At 63.0% G+C, this 19589-nt stretch carries 15 protein-coding genes and 1 other RNA gene; 6 read left to right on the top strand and 10 right to left on the bottom strand.

Annotation, left to right across the window (positions count from 1 at the left end):
• Positions 1-200 precede the first annotated feature (200 nt).
• Positions 201-1796: a phytoene desaturase family protein gene (locus ACZZ0O_RS19850; protein WP_463591636.1), complete on the top strand. Its 1596-nt coding sequence runs from the start codon at positions 201-203 to the stop codon at positions 1794-1796.
• A gap of 115 nt (positions 1797-1911) precedes the next feature.
• Here ACZZ0O_RS19850 and ACZZ0O_RS19845 read toward each other — a convergent pair whose 3' ends face one another.
• Positions 1912-4986, bottom strand: coding sequence for a TonB-dependent receptor (locus tag ACZZ0O_RS19845; protein WP_055850002.1), 3075 nt, complete (start codon positions 4984-4986; stop codon positions 1912-1914).
• Positions 4987-5360: 374 nt separating this feature from the next.
• Entirely contained in the window at positions 5361-8351 is a 2991-nt protein-coding gene (locus ACZZ0O_RS19840; protein ID WP_463591635.1) for a TonB-dependent receptor plug domain-containing protein, read from the bottom strand.
• 331 nt (positions 8352-8682) lie between these two features.
• Here ACZZ0O_RS19840 and apbC point away from each other — a divergent pair, with 331 nt between their 5' ends.
• Together apbC and dcd are read left to right on the top strand one after the other, a co-directional pair.
• Positions 8683-9534 (top strand): iron-sulfur cluster carrier protein ApbC, encoded by an 852-nt coding sequence (gene apbC, locus ACZZ0O_RS19835; RefSeq protein ID WP_055850004.1) that lies wholly within the window; start codon positions 8683-8685, stop codon positions 9532-9534.
• Positions 9535-9630: 96 nt separating this feature from the next.
• On the top strand, positions 9631-10200 hold the full coding sequence (gene dcd, locus ACZZ0O_RS19830) for a dCTP deaminase (RefSeq protein WP_055850006.1): 570 nt from the start codon (positions 9631-9633) through the stop codon (positions 10198-10200).
• A gap of 161 nt (positions 10201-10361) precedes the next feature.
• Here the strand turns inward: dcd and ACZZ0O_RS19825 are convergent, their stop codons facing one another.
• From ACZZ0O_RS19825 to ACZZ0O_RS19810, 4 genes are all read right to left on the bottom strand, one after another.
• On the bottom strand, positions 10362-10547 hold the full coding sequence (locus tag ACZZ0O_RS19825; protein WP_055850008.1) for a LiaF transmembrane domain-containing protein: 186 nt from the start codon (positions 10545-10547) through the stop codon (positions 10362-10364).
• 394 nt (positions 10548-10941) lie between these two features.
• Complete coding sequence (locus ACZZ0O_RS19820) at positions 10942-11109, bottom strand: LiaI-LiaF-like domain-containing protein (protein ID WP_005994260.1); 168 nt, start codon at positions 11107-11109, stop codon at positions 10942-10944.
• 28 nt (positions 11110-11137) lie between these two features.
• Entirely contained in the window at positions 11138-11575 is a 438-nt protein-coding gene (locus tag ACZZ0O_RS19815; RefSeq protein WP_463591634.1) for an HIT domain-containing protein, read from the bottom strand.
• The gene (locus ACZZ0O_RS19810) at positions 11572-12234 is read right to left on the bottom strand and encodes a dienelactone hydrolase family protein (protein WP_055850012.1); all 663 of its coding nucleotides are present in this window, start codon (positions 12232-12234) and stop codon (positions 11572-11574) included. The genes ACZZ0O_RS19815 and ACZZ0O_RS19810 overlap by 4 nt, the downstream gene beginning before the upstream one ends.
• A 183-nt stretch (positions 12235-12417) precedes the next feature.
• On the opposite strand from ACZZ0O_RS19810, the gene rimO reads away from it, so the two are divergent.
• Entirely contained in the window at positions 12418-13791 is a 1374-nt protein-coding gene (gene rimO, locus ACZZ0O_RS19805; protein ID WP_463591633.1) for a 30S ribosomal protein S12 methylthiotransferase RimO, read from the top strand.
• Between the two features lie 281 nt (positions 13792-14072).
• Here rimO and greB read toward each other — a convergent pair whose 3' ends face one another.
• Positions 14073-14579 (bottom strand): transcription elongation factor GreB, encoded by a 507-nt coding sequence (gene greB, locus ACZZ0O_RS19800; RefSeq protein ID WP_055850016.1) that lies wholly within the window; start codon positions 14577-14579, stop codon positions 14073-14075.
• 112 nt (positions 14580-14691) lie between these two features.
• Between greB and ACZZ0O_RS19795 the strand changes: the two genes are divergently transcribed.
• Complete coding sequence (locus ACZZ0O_RS19795) at positions 14692-16158, top strand: rhomboid family intramembrane serine protease (protein ID WP_463591632.1); 1467 nt, start codon at positions 14692-14694, stop codon at positions 16156-16158.
• Between the two features lie 258 nt (positions 16159-16416).
• Here the strand turns inward: ACZZ0O_RS19795 and ACZZ0O_RS19790 are convergent.
• Together ACZZ0O_RS19790 and ACZZ0O_RS19785 are read right to left on the bottom strand one after the other, a co-directional pair.
• Positions 16417-16487: non-coding RNA, sX9 sRNA (locus tag ACZZ0O_RS19790), on the bottom strand.
• A gap of 60 nt (positions 16488-16547) precedes the next feature.
• Positions 16548-17822, bottom strand: coding sequence for a hypothetical protein (locus tag ACZZ0O_RS19785; protein WP_463591631.1), 1275 nt, complete (start codon positions 17820-17822; stop codon positions 16548-16550).
• Between the two features lie 432 nt (positions 17823-18254).
• On the opposite strand from ACZZ0O_RS19785, the gene nudK reads away from it, so the two are divergent.
• Complete coding sequence (nudK, locus tag ACZZ0O_RS19780) at positions 18255-18854, top strand: GDP-mannose pyrophosphatase NudK (protein ID WP_463591630.1); 600 nt, start codon at positions 18255-18257, stop codon at positions 18852-18854.
• A 204-nt stretch (positions 18855-19058) separates the two neighbouring features.
• Here nudK and ACZZ0O_RS19775 read toward each other — a convergent pair whose 3' ends face one another.
• The gene (locus ACZZ0O_RS19775; RefSeq protein WP_463591629.1) at positions 19059-19580 is read right to left on the bottom strand and encodes a hypothetical protein; all 522 of its coding nucleotides are present in this window, start codon (positions 19578-19580) and stop codon (positions 19059-19061) included.
• Positions 19581-19589: the final 9 nt, after the last annotated feature.

The raw sequence follows: 19589 nt of genomic DNA, 5'->3' as shown, positions 1-19589 counted from the left end.
GTGCCGCTGCGCGCGCATGGGACTGCACCTAGCGGCAGTCCGGTGCTGTCGCGTTCCACGCGCCGCGGCTCCGGACCACACTCGTGGTCGCTTGGCCTGGTCGTCGATGTCTATGGAGGTGAGCGGACAGCGCATAGCGATCGAGGCAGCCGCCATTGCTCGAATGGTCCGGCTGCGCAAGCGGTGCTATATACGGCTGCATGCCTACCGCTTCCCAACCGTTGGACGCTTTGATCATCGGCGCCGGCCATAATGGCCTGGTATGCGCTGCGTATCTGGCCCGGGCCGGCAAACGCGTGCTGGTACTGGAAGCGCGCGATGTCGTTGGCGGCGCAGCTGTTACCGAAGAGTTCCACCCGGGGTTCCGCAACTCGGTCGCGTCCTACACAGTGTCGTTGTTGCAGCCCAAGGTCATCGCCGATCTCGCGTTGGAACGGCATGGGTTGCGCGTGGTTGCGCGCCGCATCAATAATTTTTTGCCGCAGCCCAATGGCGAGTATCTGCTGGCTGGCGCGGGGCGCACCGCTGAAGAAATCGCCAAGTTCTCCGTGCGCGATGCAGCTGCACTGCCAGCGTACGAAGCGCACCTGGAGCGATTGGCCGACGTGTTGCGCGCATTGGCATTGCAGGCGCCGCCGAATGTGACCGAGGGCGGATGGTTGCAGGCGTTGCCGCAGCTGTGGCGCGTGGGCAAAGTGGGGCTGCAGCTGCAGGACTTAACGCTTGCGTTGCGACAAGACCTGCTCGACCTGTTCACGATTTCGGCCGCCGAGTATCTGGATCGCTGGTTCGAAAGCGCACCGATCAAGGCGTTATTCGGCTTCGACGGCATCGTCGGCAATTACGCAAGCCCGTACACACCAGGCACGGCGTACGTGTTGTTGCATCACGTGTTCGGGCAAAGCAATGGCGTCAAAGGCGCCTGGGGCCACGCGATCGGCGGCATGGGCGCCATCACCCAGGCGATGGCCGCTAGTGTGCGCGAATACGGCGCGCAGATTCGCACCGGCTGTGCGGTGAATCGGGTGTTGGTGGAGCAGGGGCATGCGGTGGGCGTGGTGACGGCCGATGGCGAAACGCTCCGCGCGCGTGCCGTGGTTGCGAACGTCAATCCGAAGTTGCTCTACCAGCGTTTGATGCGACCCGAGGACGTACCAGAGGCCACGCGCGAACGCATCGTCCATTACCGCTGCGGATCCGGCACGTTCCGCATGAATGTTGCACTGTCGAGTCTTCCCGATTTCACTGCGTTGCCCGGCGCCGGCGACCATCTCACTGCCGGCATCATCCTGGCGCCGAATCTGGACTACATGGACCGCGCCTGGCAGGACGCACGCGCCTTGGGATGGTCGCGCGAACCGGTGGTCGAATTGCTGATACCCAGCACGCTGGACGACTCGTTGGCACCGCCCGGCCAGCATGTGGCCAGCCTGTTCTGTCAGCACGTTGCACCCACATTGCCAGATGGCCGCCACTGGGACGACCATCGTGACGAAGTCGCCGATCTGATGATCGCCACCGTGGAGCGCTACGCACCGGGATTTGCCGCATCGATCCTGGGCCGCCAGGTACTGAGTCCACTGGACCTGGAACGTATCTTTGGCCTGGTCGGCGGCGACATCTTCCACGGCGCACTCAGCCTCAACCAACTGTTCAGCGCACGCCCGATGCTGGGGCAGGGTGCCTATCGCGGTGCGGTTCCGGGTTTATATCTCTGCGGCGCGGGAACACACCCTGGTGGCGGGGTGACAGGGGCACCTGGACATAATGCTGCGCGGGTGATTTTGGGGGGATGATGCGGCCAGCGATGGCAGCCAAAAAAAAGGCCCCGAAAGAACCGGGGCCAGAGGCAGTACGTCTGCAGGGCGAAGGTGAGTGAACCCACCTTCGCCTTTGCACGCGATCAAACGATCAGAAATCGTATGACGCAGTCAGACGCATGTAGCGCGGCTGGTTGTAGCTCCAGGCTTCGGTGCCAAGCCCGTACGTGTTGGACACGGTCCGGCGAGTGACCTCATTGGTGCTGGAGATGCGATTGACCGAACGGTCATTCAGTACATTGAATACATTCAGCGAAAACGCCAGCTTGTGATCGGCGAAGCCTGGACGATACGTGACACCTAGATCGAGGTTTTTGATCCATGGAGTCTCGCCAGCGCCGCCCGCAGATACAGGTTGGCCATAGCAGTAGTGATACGACGAGCCATAACCGACCGGATCGTAATCCAGCGCTGCAGCGTCGGGGCCGGCGTAATAGCCCAGGCAGGACTTCGGTGTGCCCGACATCACCCTGACCGTGGCAGATGCCAGCCATTCTGGAGTGAATTGGTAGGCACCGAACGCCTTCAACTGATGGCGACGATCATTGGCCAGATTGCCACCTGCGTAGTACATCAGCTGGGCTGCATCCCAGTCCTGAGTCTTGGAGATGTCGGATTGCCCAAGATCTGACTTCACCTGTCCTTCTGTGTTGCCGTACAGGTGCGACCAGGTGTAATCGACGCGGCCGTACCACTTTTCATCGAACGGATGCTCGATGAAGAGATCCACGGCAACGTAGTTGCGCTTGGCTTTGTCGGTGAAGCCCCAATCGGACTGCGACATACGCAGCTGGGTATAGCCAGAGCCATCGGTGTTGGCAAGGTTGAAGGTGTTGGTTTCGCCAGGGTTGAACATCACGCAACCAGGAATGCTCACGCTGCTCGGGTCGCCGCCTGCTGCTTGGAGCGCATCGGACATGCGTCCTGGATCGCAGACATCGTCGATCGCGGTCTGCAATTTGCGGTAGGTGACCTTGGCGCCTGAATTCCATTTTTCGCCAAGCGTTTTTTCGAAGCCGATCAGGAACTCGTCTTGATACTGCGACTTCAGATCGCTTGGGGCGAACGAGTTCGGATCCGGTGCCTCACCATATTCACCATTGGAGGAAACCGGTCCGGGGCCGAGCGCAGTCAGGCCAGTTGGTTCACCGTTGGCGTCGATCCCGGTGTAGGTGAAATATTCGTTCGTGAACGTCGAGGCCGATGCTCCACGAATGGCGACCTGATTGGGCAGCGCCAGATAGTAACGACCGACGTTAGCGAACACTTTGAAGGAAGAGTCGCCAAAGACATCCCAGCTCACCCCAACACGTGGCGCCCATTGGTCACCACTGTCCACGTAGGCCACATGATCGCTGTTGTAGTTGGTGAACTTGTCGTTGCGGATACCCAGCGTGAGGAGCCAGTTATCGTTGACCTGCCACCGATCTTCCAGGTAGTAGGCCTTCTGCTCGACTGACATGCTGGTAGCTGTAGTGAAGATACGGCGGTTCACGAAGTAGCCATTACCTCCGGAGGGGCCAACGCCCAGCGCACCATTGATGGGTTCGCTGGGATCGTCCTGGCTGCCGTAGATCCAGCGATACCCTGGACCACTAGTAAATACGCCTTCGTCGTAGGCGTTGAAGGACATATTGTCCACGCCGGCGGTCAAGTCATGATCGCCCAGACGATAGTTCAGCTCCAGACGCAGATTGCGGCTCTTATTGATCGGGTCTGCTGCCTTGACAGTCGTGGTGGCCTGCCGGTTGGTAATACGCCGGCCGCCGGTGATTGCCGGGTCCTGCAGAGTCGAACTGGCGATATTGGGTAATGCGGATGCGCCAGGGTTGAACTGTTGGTTGTGCTGAGTATCGCGTCCCCACGTTGCATTGAGGGTCAGGTCGTCGGTGATGTAGCTGGTGAACTTTACGATATCGACACTGTCTTTTAGCTTGTACGTATCCGTGAACAGCCCGGAAGGACCCTGATCCGTAAGTGTTGCATAGTCGTAATTGTTATATACGCCCGAACGTCGGTCGTTATTTTCGATGCGTGTATATTCGAGGATGTTGCTGTCGTTGATGTTCCAGTCCAGTTTGCCGTAGAACTTCGGCGAACTGTTCTCATAATGGCTGCGTCCTTGGTCGCTGGCGGCCGTCGCAATATTGGTGGTTGCTCCGTCGACCTTGTCCGTTTCGCCGGCCACGAACAGGAACAGGCGATCCTCGATCAGCGGGCCACCTGCGTACGCGCTGTAAACGGTCCTGTTCTGCACGTCGCCCTTGCCGCGGCGATAGATCGTGCCGGGCAGTTCATCATCTTCATAACCGTAATTCGCCGGAAGTTCGCTATTCGGATACCAAGCATCGCCGCGTGAGCTCGCCAGCGATTTGGGTTCCCATACCGCTTGCGCTCCGAAATGCCACTCGTTGGTGCCGCGCTTGCCCACCTGGCTGATGACGCCGCCGGTCGAGCGGCCGTACTTTGCGCTGTAGCCGCCTGTATAGGTTTCCTGCTGGTCGATGGCGCCGTAAGGGAGACTGAGCCCGCCGAGGTTGTTGAACGGGTTGGTGACGTTAACGCCGTTGATGTAATAAGCGTTTTCCGTCACACCCGCGCCGCCAAAGGAGATGGTTGAGCGCGAGCCATTGTTGAACGCTCCGCTTCCGGAGATAGCACCCGGCGCCAACAACGCAATCGCTTCTGCACTGCGTCCCAGCGGCAGAGTGGCCAGCTGCTCGGAGGTGATCACCGAACGCGAACTGGTCGAACTCACATCGATCTTCGGTGCGTTGGCGGCAGTGACCGTGATCGCGCCAAGCGTGGTCGCATCGGCGTTGCTCGCGGCGCTGGCGCCTGCAAACGACACTTCGGTGCCCGAGCCGACGCGCAGCTGCACATTCTTGCGGGTATCGACGACCTGGTCGCCGCGCTTCAGGGTGACGGTGTAGGCGCCAACCGGCAGCGAGCCGAGGTTGTAGCGGCCGTTTGCGTCGATGGTGATGGTGCGGCTCAGGCCGGTGTCGCTCTGTACGACAATCGTGCTGCCGGCTTCGGAGGGGGCGCTGCCGTAGATGCTGCCGGTGGTGCTCTGCGCGTAGACCGCGCCGTTGGTTAGGCAAGCACCGAGCACGACGGCGAGAGCGGTGCGCTTGAGGACTTGGCGACGAAACTGATTGCTCATTCCTGACCTTTCAACTGGAGTACGGATAAGGTGACGGTCATCGGGGAGTCAGATGGCCTTAACCCGAACGTAATGAATGTCTGCTTTGCAGCGCAAGCAGTTGAAACGATTTATTAATGAAATAGGCGGGATCCGCATCCGAAGTGAGGAATTCGGCACACATTCAAGCCGTGCGACACATGCAAAGAAACAACCTCAACAACAAGCGGGTTTCGGTAGTTACATTCGATACAGATAAGCTGGGCGGCGCGAAGCAAGCGCGACCACAGCGCGGGAATCGGTCCCTTGGGAGACACGTCGCGCTCCAGCTCGCCACGTCGCCGCCAAAAAAAAAGCCCCGACAAGCGGGGCTTTTTCCTATGTGTCACTTCCGGTCAAAACCGCACCGTCGTTCCCAGGTAGAAGAACCGGCCGACGTTGTCATACAGCGCCGAGTTGAAATCCGAGCCGAAGTAGTTGCGCGGCGGATCCTTGTCGAAGGCATTGTCGATGCCGAGGTAGACGTCGATCTTCGAGCCGGGGAATTGATAGCCGAACTGGAAGTTGTGATACGTGTACGAGCCGTTCTTGATCGGGCTGGCCGAACCGGGGTTGCTGTTGTAGCTCTCCGGGGTCACACGCAGGTTGCCGTCCACATAGTTCATGTCCCACGAGGCGCGCCATTCGTTCCAGTTGTACTTGGTCTGGAACTGCGCGCGCCAGCGCGGGTCGGTCACGTAGGTCACGTACTCGTCGTATTCCTGCGGGAAATCCTGAAAGACCCATTCGCGCGACTGGATCAGCCGGGTGCCGACCAGCCGCAGCACCGTGTTGCCTTCGCCGATCTGGAAGCGGTAATCCATTTCCAGATCCACGCCGACGCGGCGCGAGCGGGCCAGGTTTTCGTTCAAAGCCTGCCAACCGATGATGCTGTGCTCGGGGTAGATGCGGCCCTGTGGATCAGTAAAGCCGCCCAGCGGGGCGCGCTGTACGAAGCCGCAAAAGCTGTTGTTGATGCCGCCCGGGTTGTCCACGCAACGCGTGGCATTGGTCTCGGCCGTCACCGTACCGATGGCATCGCGCAGATCGATGCGCCAGTAGTCGATCGACATGCCGAAGCCTTCGAAGAACTCCGGCTGCCACACCAGTCCGTACGACAGGCTGCGTGCGCGCTCCGGCTTCAACTCCGGATTGCCGCCGCTCACGCCGGGACGGGTCGAGGTAAAGGTGTCGATCCAGCCGACCGGCACGCCCAACGCGCTGCAGTTGGACTGGCGCAATCCCACATCGCCGGCGGTACCAGGACGATTGGAATTGGTCGGCAGGTAGTTGCAGGGGTCGTTGATGGTGGCGAAGTTCTCGCTCTGCGAGTCGTACAACTCGCCGATGCTGGGCGCACGCACCGCCTGCGCCAGCGTGCCGCGCAACCGCAGCGACGGGATGATGGTCCAGTCCAGACCGATGTTCCAGGTCTTGGTCGAGCCGATGCTGTCGTAGTCCGAATAGCGCCCGGCCACATCCAGCGCCAACCGATCCACGCCCGGCAGGCCGGCCAGCAACGGAATGGTGCTTTCGACGAAAATTTCCTTGACGGTGTACTCGCCGCCGCTGTTGGGGATGGCGTTGAGGAAGGTCACGCCCGAGGCTGCCAACGGATCGGTGATTTCCTCGCTTTGTTCCTTGCGGTATTCCACGCCGCCGGCAATGCCGATGTCGCCGGCCGGCAGCGACAGCAGGTTGCTGTTGGCCACCGACGCACTGAACACGGTCTGCTGGATCTTGGCCTGCGCGCGCGCGGTGGTGTTGAACCAGGCGGCAGCTTCCGGCGTGACCGCGCCATTGCCGAAGACGCTGAAGGGCACGCAGCCTTCGCGCGCCAGTGCCGAATACACACGATTGGTGTTGGGGTTGATCGCGTTCGGGTCCAGCGTGGTGCGGCAGACGATAGTGCCGCTGGCATCGCGCGCAGCATCGATGCCAGCCTGCCAGCGCTCGTTGATGCGGTTGTTGAGGTTGAGGCGGTCCACCGTGGTCTTGCCGTAGTTGGCAGACACGTCGTAGGTCCAGTTGTCGGTGAAGTTGCCTTCGGCACCGAGCACGGCGCGGTAGGTCTTGCGCTCGATGTTTTCGCCGCGACGGCCGGCATCGACGTTGAAACGGTTCATCAGGATCTGGGTGGCGCCGCGCGAATCCATCAGCGCGCCGAGCTGCGGGCTGACATACGGGTTCTGCCGGCGCACGCGCAGCGAGCTATCGAATGCGGGCTGGCCGAAGAATTCCGAATCGGTCTCGCTGTACTTGCCTTCGAAGAACAGGCGATGGTTCTCGCTCAGTTCGAAGTTCACCATCGTGTTGACGCTCTTGCGATCGAAGCCCGGCTGCAGGTCGGCCACGGCGTTGAGATCGACAAAATCGCAATCCACGCACGAGGTATTGCTGACCACCGTGCCGTTGTAGCGGTTGCGGCGGAAGCTGCCATCTTCACCGAACAGATAGCGGTTGCCGTAGGTGGCCGGGTTGCGGAAATCGAACGTGCCCAGGTTGAAGGTGCCGCCGTAAGAGGTGCTGTGGTTGCCGCCCGGGCCGCTGAGCACGGTCTGCGGGTTGCTTTCGCTCGGTGGGCGGGTCGGATCGAAGCTCGGGTTCTGCACGCTGACCAGATACTCGCGGCCAATGGCGCGGTTGCCGCGACCGAAGCGATCCTGCTTGCTGTACTCGCCCGAGATCGCAATGTTGCCGCGGCCTTCGGCAAAGTCGGTGCCGGCAGAAAAGCTGGCGAACGAGCGGTTGTAGTTGCCCTCATCGGCCAGGCCGGTTTGCGCCCGCGTTTCGAAGCCAGTGAAGTTCTTCTTGAGGATGAAGTTGACCACGCCGGCCACCGCATCGGCGCCGTACACCGCCGACGCGCCGCCGGTGATGACCTCCACGCGCTCGACCCATTCCACCGGAATCGTGTTGACGTCCACCGCGGTCGAGCCGGGGCTGGAGCCCACATGGCGGCGACCGTTGACCAGCACCAGGGTGCGGTCGGTGCCCATCCCGCGCAGGTCGAGCAGACCCAGGCCGGCGGTGCCGATGAAGCGGGTGGAGTTGCCCAGCGTGTAGCTCGGTGCCAGGGCTGGCATGCGCGCCATCAGGTCGCTGATGGTGGTCGCGCCGGTGGCGCGGATCTCTTCGGCGGTGATCGCGGTGACCGGCGACGGCGTGACAAAGCCGGTACGCGCAATGCGCGAGCCGGTGACGGTCACCTTGTCCAGATCGGTGGTGCCGGGAGCTACACCATTTTCGGATTGCGCAGCGACGTGGCCGGCGGGGGCGACCAGCGCGACTAACAGGGCTGCGCTCAAACGATGACGGTGGTTACGTTGCGGGAGACGACTCGACATGAACGTGCGGATTCCTTGCTGGGATGAGTCCAACAGCTGTGCTCACTGAGCGCGGGCTGAATTGATCCCCGACCGTAACAAGTCCTTCACCATGTGTCCACAATTGTGAAATATGTCGAGGATTGGCATGCGTGCCCCTGGCGCCGTCGTGTGACTCGGAGCGAGGGCGATATCGGGGGCAACCAGTACGAGCCGGTAAACTGAGCGCCATTCGCGGCGCGCGCTGGGCGTTGTTCCTCGCGACCGCACACGACGAAACGGGAAAGGTAATGGCAACGATGTTGGACAACAATGCGCGCGCAGTGACCGGCGACGCAGCAGGTAGCCAGGCATGAGCGGCGAACGCAGGATCGCCGCGCACGCGGTGCAGGGCGCGCTTGCTCCGCATCCACGCATCCGCAATGTCATTGCGGTGGGGTCGGGCAAGGGCGGGGTGGGCAAGTCCACCACCGCGGTGAATCTGGCGTTGGCGCTGCGGCAGCAGGGCGCGCGCGTCGGCGTGCTGGACGCCGACATCTATGGGCCGAGCGTGCCGGCGATGCTGGGATTGAGCGGCAAGCCCGACAGCCCGGACAATAAGTCGATCGAGCCATTGCGTGCGTTCGGGATCGAGGCGATGTCGATCGGCCTGTTGGTCGATCAGGACACGCCGATGATCTGGCGCGGGCCGATGGCCACCTCGGCGCTGACCCAGCTGTTCAACGACACGCTGTGGGACGACCTGGATTACTTGCTGATCGATCTGCCGCCCGGCACCGGCGATATCCAGCTGACCCTGTCGCAGAAGATTCCGGTGGCCGGCGCGGTGATCGTGACCACGCCGCAGGACATCGCCACGCTGGATGCGCGCAAGGCGCTGAAGATGTTCGAAAAGGTCGAGGTGCCGGTGTTGGGCATCATCGAGAACATGGCGGTGCATACCTGCAGCAACTGCGGCCATCGCGAGCATCTGTTCGGCGAAGGCGGCGGCGAGCGCATGGCGGCGCAGTACGGCGTGCCGTTGCTGGGGTCCCTGCCGTTGGCGATCGCCATCCGCGAGCAGGGCGATGCGGGTCAGCCGATCGTGATCGCCGCGCCGGACTCTGCTGCCGCGCAGGCCTACCTGGCGGCAGCCAGGCGGCTGTCGGAAGAGTTGGGCAAGCGTCCGCGCGCCAGTATTCCGATTTCCGCCTCGCTGCTGTAATCCGCCGGCCGGCCTCTGGTGCCGGCCGCTGCTAGACTTTGCCGTCTTTCGCGCGGGCCGCCCGGCCTGCCGCCTACCGTCTTCAAGGAACACCGCATGAGCATCAAGAGCGACCGCTGGATCAAGCGCATGGCCGAACAGCACGCGATGATCGAGCCGTTCGAGCCCGGCCAGATCAAGCACGACGCAGCAGGCCAGCGCATCGTCAGCTTCGGCACTTCCAGCTACGGCTACGACGTGCGTTGCTCGCGCGAGTTCAAGATTTTCACCAACATCAACTCGACCATTGTCGACCCCAAGCATTTCGACCCAGGCAGCTTTGTCGATGTCGAATCGGATGTCTGCATCATCCCGCCGAACAGTTTTGCCCTGGCACGCACGGTGGAATACTTCCGCATCCCGCGCGATACGTTGGTGGTGTGCCTGGGCAAGAGCACCTACGCGCGCTGCGGCATCATCGTCAACGTCACCCCGCTGGAGCCGGAGTGGGAAGGCCACGTGACCCTGGAATTCAGCAACACCACGCCGCTGCCGGCGCGCATCTATGCCAACGAAGGCGTGGCGCAGATGTTGTTTTTCCAGTCCGACGAAGTGTGCGAAACCTCGTACAAGGACCGCGGTGGCAAGTACCAGGGCCAGACCGGTGTGACCTTGCCGCGTACGTGATGTGCTGCATGGGTGTCGACGCAAGCACGTCGGCAGCCGGCGGCAGCAGGGCCGTGACGCGCTGAGGCCATATCAAGGGTGTGCGGTGCACGGGATGCGTCGAGTGCCTGCATGGCACATAGCGTGCGAGGTCGCTCTCGCCAGCGCTTCTGGCCCGCAGCTCAGTCGGTTGCCAGCACCGGTTTGCGGCGACGCATCAGCTGGTGGACGCCGGCCCAGATAATCATCAAGGGCCACCACGCCGCAATCACGTCGCCCAGGTCGATGCGGCTCAGGCCAAGATTGTTGAGCAGGAACATCCCGCCCATGACGATCAAAAACAGGCCGGAAGTCAGTCGGTAATGCATGGCGGCGTCCTCGTTGGGTGTGAGGCCATGCTGCGCGCGATGGCCCCGCCAATCAGGTGCCGGAAGTCAACAGTTGCGGGTGACAGTCGTCATGTCGCGCTGCTGCCAGGTGCGCATTGATCGTGAGTTGTCATCAGGGCGCACGCGGTAACAACGACGTACGCGATGGTCATGGTCGCTGCAACATCGGAAATGGTGTTGGATCAGAAAACAGTGCTGGATCAGACGTGTCATCGAGTGCACTAGGCTTCGCACGTACCCTCATCCGCCCCTTCGGGGCCCCTTCTCCCGAGGGGAGAAGGGGGGCATTGCGGCTGAACTGCTACGGGAACTACCAGCGCGGAGGCACCGCTGTGACGACTCCCGAATCCCAACTCCCCAATCCCAGCCCCACCTACTTGCCGCGCCCGAACAACATGCCGATGCCGCAGGCCACCAGCGCCGCCGGCCACCAGGTGGCGATCAGCTTGCCCAGACTGAGATTGGTCCAGCCCAGGTTGTTGGCCAGAAACAGCAGGCCCACAAGGATCAGGATCAGCGCGGCGACGACATTGGATTTCATGCGAGAGGGCAGCTTGGCGAACGGGCGCCTATCGTAGCCGCTGCGCCCATGCCGCGACACGCTCGTGTAAGGCGTCGGCGGCAAACCGCTGTGCCTGGCCGCTGCCCCAGACCGGGCCCGGCCAGGCCGCATCGCCGGGATGACGACCGACCAGGTGCACGTGCAGCTGCCGCACGATATTGCCCAGCGCCCCGATATTGAGCTTGGTCACGGCAGGCTCCACGCGCAGCAACTGCGAGAGCTGGTTGATCTCGGCCAGCAACAGGCGCTGCTGGCCACCATCCAGATCGATCCACTCGCTGACATCGGCCACCCGCGGCACCAGCACCAGCCAGGGGAAGCGGGTGTCGTCCATCAAGCGCACCTGCGACAGCGGCCCGTCGGCGACGAACACGCTGTCGGCCGCCAGCCGCGCATCCAGCTCGAAGTCGCTTGCCGCAGGGGCGCTCGATGCCGGTGCGCTCATCCCAGATGCGCCTCGAAGAAGCCCAGGGTGCGTTCGAGCGCACGCTCGGCGCTGTCGGCGTCGTAGTGGTTGGGGTCGATGCTGCGGTTGAAGGCGTGGCCAGTGGGATACACGAAGGTTTCCATCTGCGGCAGTTTCTCGCGGTGCGCCTGGATCGCTTCCGGCGGGATGCTGGCGTCCTGTTCGCCGAAGTGGAACATCACCGGCGCCTTGGGCGTTTCGTCCAGCAGCTGGGTGTTGCGGCCGCCGTAATAGCTCACCGACGGCAGGCCCAGGCGGATGGCCGACAGCAGCGCCACCGAGCCGCCCCAGCAATACCCCACCGTGCCCACCTTGCCGGCGCGGGTCAGCAAGGTGGCGGCGGATTTGACCACCTCCACTGCGCGTTCCAGGCCCACCGCGTTGGCCAGGGCCAGGCCGCGTTGCACGCTGGGCTGGTCGTACGGCAGTTGCACGTCCTTTTCTTCCAGATCGAAGAAGGCCGGCGCCAGCACTTCATAGCCGCGTGCGGCGTAGTCGTCGGCGACCGCGCGGATATGTTCGTTGACGCCGAAGATTTCCTGGATCACCACCAGGCCGCCGCGCGGGCTGGAGGCGGGGGTGGCGTGCCAGGCGGCAACCTGGCCGTCGGGGGTGTCGAGCGTGGTCCAGTGACCCATGGGAATTCCTGATGTGCAGCGAGGGAGGCGCGCATTATCGACCGGACCGGCATGGTGAAAAGTGAGGGTTTCGCAAAGCCGGCTGGGCTGGCGCGTCTTTGCGGTTCAGAGCGTTGCCCGCACGCCGCTATAATTGGCCTTGCCCAGGCCCCAGGCCGCTCCACTTCCCAGGCTCCTGCTTCCATGTCCCAGCTGAACCCCAAAGTCGGCTTCGTCAGCCTTGGCTGCCCGAAGGCGCTCGTCGATTCCGAACGCATCCTCACCCAGCTGCGCGTGGAGGGCTACGACATCGTGCCCAGCTACGACGCGGCCGACGTGGTGGTGGTCAACACCTGCGGCTTCATCGATTCGGCGGTGACCGAATCGCTGGATGCGATCGGTGAGGCGATGAACGCCAATGGCAAGGTGATCGTCACCGGCTGCCTGGGCAAGCGCCCCGAGCAGATCCGCGCGGCCTACCCGCAGGTGCTGGCGGTGTCCGGCCCGCAGGACTACCAGAGTGTGATGGAGGCGGTACATGCGGCCTTGCCGCCGCGTCACGACCCGTTCGTGGACCTGGTGCCGGACTACGGCATCAAGCTGACCCCGCGCCATTACGCGTACTTGAAAATTTCCGAAGGCTGTAACCACCGTTGCAGCTTCTGCATCATTCCTTCGATGCGTGGCGATCTGGCCTCGCGCCCGGTGGACGAGGTGCTGCGCGAAGCCGAGCGGCTGGTGCGTGGCGGGGTCAAGGAACTGCTGGTGGTGTCGCAGGACACCTCGGCCTATGGCGTGGACCTGAAATACGCCGAGCGCCCGTGGCGCGACCGCATGTACCAGACCCGCATGAAGGCGCTGTGCGAAGGCTTGTCGGAGCTGGGCATGTGGACGCGCCTGCATTACGTGTATCCGTATCCGCACGTGGACGATGTGATTCCGTTAATGGCCGAAGGCAAGCTGCTGCCGTATCTGGACATCCCGTTCCAGCACGCCAGCCCGCGCATCCTCAAGCTGATGAAGCGGCCCGGTGCGGTGGAAAAAACCCTCGAGCGCGTGCAGCGCTGGAAGGCGATGTGCCCGGAGATCACGGTGCGCTCGACCTTCATCGTCGGCTTCCCCGGCGAGACCGAGGCCGAGTTCGAATCGCTGCTGGAGTTTCTGGATCAGGCGCAGCTGGACCGTGTCGGTGCATTCGCCTACTCGCCGGTGGACGGCGCCAGTGCCAATGCGCTGCCCGACCCGGTGCCGGAAGAAGTGAAGCAGGAGCGCCTGGCGCGCTTCATGGCCAAGCAGGCGGAGATTTCCGCCATGCGGCTGGAAGCCAAGATCGGCAGCGTGCAGCAATGCCTGGTCGATCTGATCGAAGACGACATCGCCGTGGCCCGTTCGCGCGCGGACGCGCCCGAGATCGACGGCCTGGTGCATATCCAGAACGGCGGCGAGCTTGGGCTGAAGGTCGGCGACCTGATCGATGTGGAAATCACCGACAGCGATGACCACGATTTGTTCGGCGACGCATTGCCGCCCACCGGCGCTGCCCAGCAGGGGCGCGCGCTGAATCTGCAGATGGTGTAACCGGCCGCAAGCCGGCGCACGTTGCGCAACAGCAACGTGCGACACCAAGCCGCCACAGGCCTATCGTAGGAGCGTGCCAGAGCGCGACAAGGCCTTCCCGAACAAGCCAACCGCGCACGCTGCGCCCGTATAGCGCAGCCGATCGCATCAGTTGCCTGCGCGTGGCTCCGCGCCGAGCCCATCGCCCAGCAGGGTGTCGCTCACGTCAGCGCGCGATGCTTCTTGCCGATAACACCATCGCGCAAAGGCGCCTCTACAGCTCAGCCGCCTGCGTCACCTGCTTACTGACTGCCGTAATCCACCGACACCACCACAAAGGTGTGCTTCCCGGCCGGCAGTTGCGCCTCGAACTCATCGTCCACACGCTTTTTCAGCAGCGCGCGCGCCAGCGGTGAGTCGATGCTGATCCAGCCCAGGCCGGCATCGGTTTCGTCCGGACCGACGATGCGATAGCGCAACAGCTCGCCGCTATCGGCATCTTCCAGCTCCACCTGCGCGCCAAAAAACACCGCGTGCGGGTCGGTGGGCGCGGTATCCACCACGCGCAACGCTTCCAGACGTTTGCTCAGATAGCGCACACGGCGGTCGATCTCGCCCAGCTGCTTCTTGCGATAGGTGTACTCGGCATTTTCCGATCGATCGCCCTCGGCGGCAGCCGCGGCCAGGGCGCGCACCACCTCGGGCCGCCGCACCCGCCACAGATCTTCCAGTTCGACCTTCAGACGGGTGTGACCCTCGGGCGTGATCAACGCGGTGCTTTTTTCGGCGGGCGGGCGCCAGCGGCTCATGTCGGGCTTGGAGTGTCGGACAGCGGGGGCGCGATGCTAGCGCGCATGGACGGCTTGCGCATCTGCCGCCGCCCGGCGAAGCTTTGCGCCATTCTCGGACACGGACGTTGTCATGTTGCTCATGCCGCTGCACAAACCCTGGTCGCGCCAAAACATTCCGTGGGTGACGCTGCTGCTGGTGCTGATCAATGTCGTTGTCTATGTAGGCTATCAGCGCAAGGACGATGCGCTGGTCGAAAACGCCGTGCATTACTACGTCGCGTCGGGGCTGGGCGCGCTGGAAGCGCAGGCCCACGCACGCTACCTGGCGCAGACCACCGACGCCAAACTGCGTGCCGCGCGACAGGGCAAGCTGGACAGCGTGCCGGCACCGCAGCGCATCGCGTATCTGGCGCATTTGACACTGCACGATGTCGCCTTTGCGCAGGCCTTGCGCGGCGGCGCGTTGTTTAAGGACGAGGAGCAGATGCGCGAATGGCGCGGTCTACGTGCGCCTTACGATGCCCGCCTGTCCAGGGTGTTCACGCTGCGTCATCTGCAACGCAGTTCGGAGTGGTCGCCGGCGCGGATGCTGACGGCCACCTTCTTGCATGGCGACTTCGATCATTTGCTCGGCAACATGGTGTTTCTGCTGGCGCTGGGCACCTTGCTGGAGGGGGCGATCGGCAGCGGCTGGTTTCTGCTGCTGTATCTGCTGGGCGGGTTTGGGGCAAGCGCGACGAGCCTGTGGTGGCGCTGGGGCGAGCCTGGCGGCGGGCTGGGCGCGTCCGGTGCGATCGCCGCATTGATGGGGGCGTTTTGCGTGGTGTGGGGCCGCCGTCGGGTGCGGTTTTTCTACTGGTTTTTTGTGGTCTTCAACTACGTGCGCGGGCCGGCGATTCTGCTGCTGCCACTGTGGCTGGGCTGGGAGTTGTACAGCCTGCTGGGCAGCGATAACGGCGGTGTCGCCTTCGAAGCGCATGCCGGCGGCTTGGTCAGCGGTGCGCTGCTCGGTGCGTTGCTGGTGGCGGTGCGGCAAACCCGCCCGGCCTTCATGGACGAGGACGCCGCCGCACAGGTGGACGACCGCTGGGAGCGTGCGCAGCGCCATCTGGGTCGCATGGAAAACCTTGAAGCCGAGCGGCTGCTCGCCGAGCTTGCCAGCGAGACACCGCACAGCCCGGACGTTGCGCTGGCCCGTTACCGCGTGGCCCGCAACGCCGGCCGCACGCAGGACGCCGTGCGCCATGCACAGACGCTGTTGCACCTGCCCAGCCATAACGCACAGCAGACACGCGTCCAGCTGGGCGTGGCAGCAGAACTGAGCAAGGACACGATCGCCGTTGCGCTACCGGCACGCATGGCCCTGGTCGGCGCGTGCCTGCGTACCGGGTTGCTGGCCGATGCCGAGCGTTTGTTGAAGGAGTGCGACATCGAGGCGCCACGCGCCGAACTGGCCCAACAGTGGTTTGTGCTGGCGCTGCGGCACGGCGAACTGCAGGCCGGCGAACAGCGCACGCGGGTATTGCAGCTGGTGCGCGATCAATTTCCGGAGCAGGGGCAGGCGGTCAAGGCGCGGTTTCTGCTTGAGAATGGCTGACGCAGCTGCGTGTTCGAGTGGATTTTGGGGGTATCGGTGGCAGGCGTTTTAAAGCCGTCTCAGCAGTGGCTAGCCGAGCCCAGCGAGCGGTCGTCGGTACGATTGGATGGTGCGCTCAGTACTCACTACATGCCGTTTTGAGAGCCGAGCGCGCGTGCACTTGCGGCTATGCAGGCGCTTTATGAGGTGCGTCAAACCGGTTTTGAGGTCTGGCCGCCACCGTCCGGCTGCGGCGATGTGTGTTGGACTGCCAAGAGCAGCTAACAGAACGTAGCCAGTAGTCGTCAGGTGGGTGTGGACGGCGCGGACAGAGCGTACGAGTAGTCCATGCCGCGCCGCGCACCGGCCGCGTCCGCCTGACAGTGAGCGCAGTCGTTTTGTTAGATGCGCTACGCCGGTTGGATCGCAACCGCCCGTAACGCCGCGTCCAGCTTTGTCCGTTGTGCGGCATCGTCGCAATGCTCCAAGGCGCTTTGCAGGATGACGCGCGCCTGCTCATCGCGGCCGAAACGCTCGGCCAGCATCAGGCCGGCATCCAGCGACCAGCTCGGCAGCATCGGATCGCGTGGCCAGCCTGCGATGGCGGCCAGCAGCCCATCGGTCGCAAGCTGAAACTGCCCGGCCATCTTGGCGCGCTCGGCCAGCAGCGTGGCCTGTCCCGGGAGCAGCGGGGTAAACGCGGCGTCGCTGTCCAGGGCTTCGCGCTGCAACGCAAGCGCGCGGCGCTCCTGCTTCTCCTGCAACAAGCGGTTGATGTACTGCCGGGTGTGCTCGCGCAGCTCGTCGTTGCGATGGTGCTGACGCAGCAGGCGTTGATACAACTCGTGCACTGCCAGGCTCACTGCGCGCGAGCGTACCGCGCCACGCAAGGCTTGGAACGCCTCGTCGGAATGCCCGTCGCGCACGTACTGTTCGGCCTCGTCGAGCAGGCGCTGATCCGGGTCGGCGCGTTTGTGTGCCGCCCCAGCGCTGGGGACATAGCCCAGCGCTTCGTGGTACTGGTACACCAGATACCCGAGCAGATGAAAACTGGCGAACAGGGTCCAGATCGAGGTCATCATCACCGTCGCCTCGCGTACCAGCGGCGGCAGATATTTCAGTGCGACGAAGACCGCTGCGGTACCGCTGCCCTGGATCACGTAAAGCAGGCCGTAGGCGGCCAGATATGGCCAGCCGATTCGCAGCGCCATGTCGATCGACACCGCCGGGTTGAGCGCGCGGCGCAGGCTGCCATCGATGGCGAGCGAGATCAGCATGCCGGGCAACAACAGCATGGTGCCCAGATAGGCGATGGTCAGCCCGAATTTACCTGCAAGCGCGGCGGCGACGCCGATCACGATGCCCAGTGCAAAGGCCAGCAGGATCAGACGCAGCACCGCGCTGTCGAAGCTGTTGTAGCCGAGCTTCGGCGCATCGGGCTGGCCATCGGCGGTGTGGCGCAGGATATCGAAGGCATAGGTGTAGGTCGCCATGCCCAGCACGCCCATGACCACCAGTTTGAGGATGCCCGGCAGGACCAGCAGCGCGCTGCACAGCGTCAGTGCGATCAGCGCATACAGCGCCGAGCCGCGCAGCGGATAAGTGGCGATCGCCGGGATGCGGGTCCAAAACGGTGCAGGTACAGCCTGCGCGGCAACCCTGTGCGCGCGAAAACGGTCTTCCATGACGCTCCCCAAGCGTGTGATGTGCCGGGATTGTGCGGCGATGCGCGGCTGGGTGCAATTGGGATAGCGCGGCTGTCCAGTGGCGTCGAGCTGGGTGGGATCCGCTGCCTGCTGCACGCAATCCTGCGGCTGGGCTGCCTGGCGCTGTAGATATCGTGGCGTGGGCAGGCAGCGTAGGCGGGTCCTGCATGGTCAGCTGCAAAAAAGCGCCGATGGTGCCGCCGGCATGTAGCTGGCTTACAACGATTGAACGCAGTGCGACGGGCGAGCCATCGGGCATCAGGAACCATCGGCCGCGCAATGGACTTCTGCGTAGAACCTATGGTTCGCTACCGGTCGGCTGCCGGCCATGTGGCGACGTTGCTGCAGGCGGCACGCGCTGCCGTGCAATCGCGGTGGTGCAGTCATTCCCCCTATCGCAAGGAGTTCTGCTTGAATCCATCTGTCGCCGACACCCCGCAGGTTCGCATTCGCAGCATCGATGTGTTGTCCGACAACTGGTATGTGCTGCGCAAGGTCACCTTCGATTTTCAGCGCAAGGACGGCCGCTGGCAGACGGTGTCGCGCGAGGCGTATGACCGCGGTAACGGCGCCACCATCCTGCTCTACAGTCGTGCCAGGCAGACGGTGATGCTGACCCGGCAATTCCGCCTGCCGACGCTGCTCAATGGCAACCCGGATGGCATGCTGATCGAAGCCTGCGCCGGCTTGCTCGACCACGACGATGCGCTGACCTGCATCCGCAAGGAAACCGAAGAAGAAACCGGCTACCGCATCGACAACGTGCGCAAGGTATTCGAGGCCTTCATGAGTCCGGGCTCGGTCACCGAACGCCTGTACTTCTTCGTCGGCGAATACTTCGACGGCGACAAGGTGAGCGACGGTGGCGGCGTGGAAGAAGACGGCGAAGAGATCGAGGTGCTGGAACTGTCGCTCGACGCTGCGCTGTCAATGATCGCGTCCGGCGAAATCGCCGACGCCAAGACCATCATGTTGCTGCAGTACGCCAAGCTGCATGGCGTGCTGAGTTAACTTGAACATAAGCTTCGTTAGAGCACTGGCGTTGCTAGATGGCGGAGGTGTCGCTTCGGAGTCTAGCGATGACTGCGAAATTGCGAGTCTTGCGCATCAGTGCTCGTAGTCAGTAGAAGTAGAGCTGTTGTAGATGGCCAACCCATCAAAAAATACTGGCCTTTACTCGCCACAGTCCATCGAGCAAACCAAGGCGTGCCGTTGTCAGGGCACCCTTCTAAGCACCTTGTCGTCGTATTCCGGTGATTTGCCGCTGTGGCAGTTATGGCCGTCTTGAGCGAGAACGTAAATGGGGTGCTTGTGGTCCGAGGGGAGAGGATCCTCTTCGACGGCAAACCCGTAGATGTTCGGTCCTACCATCGGCTCGTCGACATCGATGAAGTTGAGCACCAGACAGCTACCGCTCCTCTCGTCCATGTCCCAGGCACCGGTAATCTTGCGGGGAGGGAGGTTCAGTTGGTTGCCAGCGATGCAGGTGGTTTTTAACGTGTAGCGCTGCATGTTTCTGCTGGGAGTCGGCATCGAAAGAAAAAGCTCTGCGCGGACAGTCTGGCAGTCTTGCGTATAGGAGGCGAGTTGCCCCGTGTAGGTGCCGGTCAATACCTGCTGCCGCTTTAGAGGCCAAAGATCACTCCGGCCGTTCTGTGCAGCTGAGGCCGTGCTGACGACGAAAAGTACGAGGGCAATCGTGCAGGTCAGCAGGGTTTTCTTGGCATCCTTGCTCATGGTGCTTCC

This window comes from Xanthomonas sp. AC360 (assembly GCF_979258225.1).
The sequence above is the reverse complement of the archived record's forward strand: the minus strand, read 5'-3'. Positions and strand labels throughout refer to the sequence as shown.

Coding starts and splice junctions, on each gene's coding strand:
- ACZZ0O_RS19850 (WP_463591636.1), top strand. CDS start 201: ATGCCTACCGCTTCCCAACCGTTGGACGCTTTGATCATCGGCGCCGGC.
- ACZZ0O_RS19845 (WP_055850002.1), bottom strand. CDS start 4,986: ATGAGCAATCAGTTTCGTCGCCAAGTCCTCAAGCGCACCGCTCTCGCC.
- ACZZ0O_RS19840 (WP_463591635.1), bottom strand. CDS start 8,351: ATGTCGAGTCGTCTCCCGCAACGTAACCACCGTCATCGTTTGAGCGCA.
- apbC (WP_055850004.1), top strand. CDS start 8,683: ATGAGCGGCGAACGCAGGATCGCCGCGCACGCGGTGCAGGGCGCGCTT.
- dcd (WP_055850006.1), top strand. CDS start 9,631: ATGAGCATCAAGAGCGACCGCTGGATCAAGCGCATGGCCGAACAGCAC.
- ACZZ0O_RS19825 (WP_055850008.1), bottom strand. CDS start 10,547: ATGCATTACCGACTGACTTCCGGCCTGTTTTTGATCGTCATGGGCGGG.
- ACZZ0O_RS19820 (WP_005994260.1), bottom strand. CDS start 11,109: ATGAAATCCAATGTCGTCGCCGCGCTGATCCTGATCCTTGTGGGCCTG.
- ACZZ0O_RS19815 (WP_463591634.1), bottom strand. CDS start 11,575: ATGAGCGCACCGGCATCGAGCGCCCCTGCGGCAAGCGACTTCGAGCTG.
- ACZZ0O_RS19810 (WP_055850012.1), bottom strand. CDS start 12,234: ATGGGTCACTGGACCACGCTCGACACCCCCGACGGCCAGGTTGCCGCC.
- rimO (WP_463591633.1), top strand. CDS start 12,418: ATGTCCCAGCTGAACCCCAAAGTCGGCTTCGTCAGCCTTGGCTGCCCG.
- greB (WP_055850016.1), bottom strand. CDS start 14,579: ATGAGCCGCTGGCGCCCGCCCGCCGAAAAAAGCACCGCGTTGATCACG.
- ACZZ0O_RS19795 (WP_463591632.1), top strand. CDS start 14,692: ATGTTGCTCATGCCGCTGCACAAACCCTGGTCGCGCCAAAACATTCCG.
- ACZZ0O_RS19785 (WP_463591631.1), bottom strand. CDS start 17,822: ATGGAAGACCGTTTTCGCGCGCACAGGGTTGCCGCGCAGGCTGTACCT.
- ACZZ0O_RS19775 (WP_463591629.1), bottom strand. CDS start 19,580: ATGAGCAAGGATGCCAAGAAAACCCTGCTGACCTGCACGATTGCCCTC.